The organism is Streptococcus oralis SK304, assembly GCF_000287715.1.
GTDB lineage: Bacteria > Bacillota > Bacilli > Lactobacillales > Streptococcaceae > Streptococcus > Streptococcus oralis_Y.
Genome location: NZ_ALJN01000004.1, coordinates 1 through 2,919, shown reverse-complemented (window position 1 = coordinate 2,919; position 2,919 = coordinate 1). Strand labels below are relative to the sequence as shown.

Annotated in this window: 6 protein-coding genes; 3 read left to right on the top strand and 3 right to left on the bottom strand. The window is 31.6% G+C overall.

Translation table 11 applies throughout. From position 1 onward, the window contains the following. Positions 1-262 precede the first annotated feature (262 nt). Genes HMPREF1125_RS03280 through HMPREF1125_RS03270 form a run of 3 tightly spaced genes read left to right on the top strand, consistent with a single transcriptional unit; the run spans position 263 to position 1,196 of the window. Positions 263-451: a type II toxin-antitoxin system HicA family toxin gene (locus HMPREF1125_RS03280; RefSeq protein WP_001131504.1), complete on the top strand. Its 189-nt coding sequence runs from the start codon at positions 263-265 to the stop codon at positions 449-451. Positions 452-491: 40 nt separating this feature from the next. After that, on the top strand, positions 492-869 hold the full coding sequence (locus tag HMPREF1125_RS03275) for a type II toxin-antitoxin system HicB family antitoxin (RefSeq protein WP_000921490.1): 378 nt from the start codon (positions 492-494) through the stop codon (positions 867-869). Between the two features lie 36 nt (positions 870-905). Next, positions 906-1,196, top strand: coding sequence for a hypothetical protein (locus HMPREF1125_RS03270; RefSeq protein ID WP_000403072.1), 291 nt, complete (start codon positions 906-908; stop codon positions 1,194-1,196). Positions 1,197-1,303: 107 nt separating this feature from the next. Here the strand turns inward: HMPREF1125_RS03270 and HMPREF1125_RS03265 are convergent, their stop codons facing one another. The 3 genes from HMPREF1125_RS03265 to HMPREF1125_RS12710 form a co-directional block, all read right to left on the bottom strand. Beyond that, complete coding sequence (locus tag HMPREF1125_RS03265) at positions 1,304-1,729, bottom strand: ImmA/IrrE family metallo-endopeptidase (RefSeq protein ID WP_000423302.1); 426 nt, start codon at positions 1,727-1,729, stop codon at positions 1,304-1,306. Between the two features lies 1 nt (position 1,730). Beyond that, on the bottom strand, positions 1,731-2,063 hold the full coding sequence (locus tag HMPREF1125_RS03260; protein WP_000583055.1) for a helix-turn-helix domain-containing protein: 333 nt from the start codon (positions 2,061-2,063) through the stop codon (positions 1,731-1,733). Positions 2,064-2,491: 428 nt separating this feature from the next. After that, complete coding sequence (locus HMPREF1125_RS12710; RefSeq protein WP_001107224.1) at positions 2,492-2,635, bottom strand: hypothetical protein; 144 nt, start codon at positions 2,633-2,635, stop codon at positions 2,492-2,494. Positions 2,636-2,919 lie beyond the last annotated feature (284 nt).

Below are 2,919 nucleotides of genomic sequence, written 5' to 3'. Positions count from 1 at the left end.
ATGGTATAATAGTAGTAATTTAAAGAGGGAGTTAGATTTTTTGATTTTAAAAGGATTGAAGAATTAAAAAAAATTATTTTTTAAGAAACTAACCAAAAACTAACCAAGGAATGTATATTTTTAGTCAATGAATATAGAATAAAGTAGATCAGTAATCTGGTCTATTTTATTTTGTAGTTATTGAACAAAAGTGGTTTATTTTAGCTTGACAAACATACGCATAATGTGTATAATAGTAAACGTAAGGAGGTAACAATGATATATGCCACTTACAGGTAAAGAAATGGTGAAACTAGCACTTGAGAATGGATGGGTTGAAGTTCGTCAAAGGGGAAGTCATCATCATTTTAAGAAAGAGGGTTTTTCTTATCTTGTCACGATTCCAGTTCATGGAAATGAAGATTTAGGAAGAGGATTGGAAAGAAAGATTCTTAAAGATTTAGGATTGTAATGTTTGCTTTCCTAAGTCTTTTCACATTGGAGGTAGTAGAATGTTAAAAACGTATCCAGCTATTTTTCATAAAGAAGGAACAGGATATTGGGTAGAATTTCCAGAATTTGGTGGAGGTACAGAAGGAAAAAATATCGAGGAAGCGATGAAAAATGCTCGTGAAATGCTTGAGAATGTTTTAGCTTCTTACATCGATGAAGGGATGGCGCTGCCTACACCAAGTGATATTCTAAAGATTGAGGTTTCAGACGGTTTTGTATCAATGATTCAAGTCGATCCTGCGCCTTTTGTGAGAAGTAACAAGGCAATTAGGAAAAATGTGACCGTTCCTGAATGGCTAGTTCGTCTTGCTGATCGAGAAAAAATTAACTATTCAGAAGTGCTAGCGCAAGCGTTAGAAAAGAAGTTGCAAGTTTGATTTTAAAGAATTTATTGATGTTTAAGGAAATAGAATATGGAAATTAAAGAAATAAGTTATCAGGATAGACTTCCAAAAAACATGGTTTCAAAGTTTAATTATTTTGTGAAGGACTTTTTAAAAGAGTATCCTAATCAGTTAGACAAGATGGATTTTGATGAAGTTCTGACAATCAACAAAGAATATGAAGGGGATTTAGAAGTCTATTTTGTTAAATTCATGTTGTGTAAAAAGGGAAAAGGTGGATTTTTCTCTCTAGCTAGCACGGATAATGAGTTGTTTGTTTCTTGTAATGATGAACTTTGGGGAACTGTGATTTTAGAGTAAAAAGCGAAGGAAAATCAAATATTCCTGGATATTTAATTCGTTTTTTAGGTCAAAATGGGTAACCAGGTATTTGAAATTTGTTCGGAAATAGAAAAAATAACACTATCTTAGATAATGTTATTTTTTTTGTTTTCTTTGAAAAATTTGGTGGCTATTTCTTGCACGTAGACTTCGTAAGTGCTTGGTATGCCTGCGTTTTTGAGATAGTCATGGTAGTTGAATTGTTCATCTATGGGATATTCGCTGTTGATTAAGCTCATGAAATCCAGAATTCGTCCTTTTTCAGCTCTGGTTTCGATGCGTTGTGAGAAGGTATCGATGTGAGCAAGTGAGTTATGGGAATCATCATTCAGTAAATGGTGTTTCTCGTGTAGTAGGATGTTGATTTTTTCTATATCTGTAGTGTCGGAGCGTAGAAAGATGAAGTGTTCATTATTTACGAAAAGATAACGACCTTTTGTTTCTAAATAGTCTAACAAGACAACCTTGCAATTTAGGGCTTCAATTTCTTCTATGACTTTTCTTAGTTCCATACTATTTTTTATTTGCGAAGTAGTCTTTTAGAAAGTTCTTAATAATTTCTCTGTCGTTATCTGTGATGGGTGTGCCATCATAGGCAACTGAGTTATCAATAGCGTTGTCTATGTCAACCTCTAAGTCAATATCAGGAAAATCCGTTTTACCTAAAAGATAATCAGTAGATACATTGAAGTAGTCTGCTAGTTTTTCCATTGTTTCGAGATTCATTTTCTTTTTACCACTTTCAAATTGTTGATAAGCTGGTTGAGAAATATTTAGGAATGTAGCAATATCTTTTTGAGTCAGTTTTCCTTCTTTTCGTAGCTTTTTTAGTCTTTCAATAATCATAATTTATTCCTTTCAAAAATTTTTTAAAAAAATTTTAAAAAAGTGTTGACAAAATAAGCTATAGGTTATATAATAGATACATAAGCAATAGCTTATAAAAAATTAAGTAAAAAACTTTACTTAATAATAACATTTTATAGGAATTTAAAAATCCTGAATACAACTTAAAAGACAAATTTTAATTTTCAGTATTGAATGTTGTTTCAAGAAAGTAAGACTTGTAACTTTAAGTAGTAAGATTTTTGATTCAATATAAAAGTTAAGTGAACTTTGAAAATTTAATAAAAAACGTGTCAGACAACAACGAATCATTGACTAACACGATTAAATGTAGCAATTTAATTATATGTGAATTTTGGGAAAATGTCAAGTTGAGTCTGATGGTAGGTATAACTAATGAAGTCTATCTAAAGGGATTAGAAGAAATTTTAACTGCTTGTATGGCCTTTTAGAAATCCAGTCACTTTGGAAAAATCTACTTGAATTTTTTTTGGAATATCAAATTGAGAGCTTTCAAGAGCTACTTCTTTAAGTGAAAGCGATGATGTTAGTTTAATTTTATTTTTTGCCATAGTTAATTTCTTAAAAATAGGTAGATTTCGTAAGTTATATTTACTAATCTTTGATAAGTTCACGTTGGGTGTTTCGTCCTTTCGCCTTAGTAGATAAGAAAAGGGAACTGACGGCTGTGGTACAGTCAATGATACTTCTTAGAAGGTAGCTAGAGTGAGATAGTGAGGTCTATGTGTTGTATGGTCGGTATGTGAGAGTAAAATCTTGCTAATGCCTTTGGGTAAGAAAGAGGGGATATTGAGTTATCCTTAAATTTGTGACCTTGGCGAAGGTAGTAAGCTGA